At 58.3% G+C, this 441-nt stretch carries 1 pseudogene; it reads right to left on the minus strand.

Annotation, left to right across the window (positions count from 1 at the left end):
* Nucleotides 1-441 (minus strand): annotated as a pseudogene (locus P0D80_RS51230) (IS4 family transposase); the annotation flags it as partial.

A 441-nucleotide genomic window follows, 5' to 3' on the forward strand; every position in this document is an offset into this window, starting at 1 on the left:
CGGCCAGAACCCGGAATCTGCAATTCGGTCTGCCCCACCACCGGCGCGGTGGCTATCGTCTCCCACAGATATTTCTCGGGATGAGCCACACCGCGATTCCAGCTCGCTCGAACCAGCCAGTCGACGCCAGCGGGGCGTTCGGCGACGAATACATCGTAGATATCGCCTTCGCGGTCACATACATCAACGATGTGCGTTTCAGGGCATTGGCCTTTGAGCGTCGACAGGTGTTCGAGGCCTTCGAGCCATCTGACGCTTTCCTTATCGTGAATGGTGCGCTTTTTGCGCGAGTGCTTTTTGCCGAATTCATCGGCCGGACGCGCCCATGTCTTCATGCCCAATACACCGAGTGGCAAGCCTTCCGGCGTTACCGCCAGCATGCTATGCATCATGAAGCCACGATCATGGCTATAGCCATAGCCCAGACCTTCCGTAGCCGGC

The organism is Paraburkholderia sp. RL17-373-BIF-A (genome assembly GCF_046030175.1).
GTDB lineage: Bacteria > Pseudomonadota > Gammaproteobacteria > Burkholderiales > Burkholderiaceae > Paraburkholderia.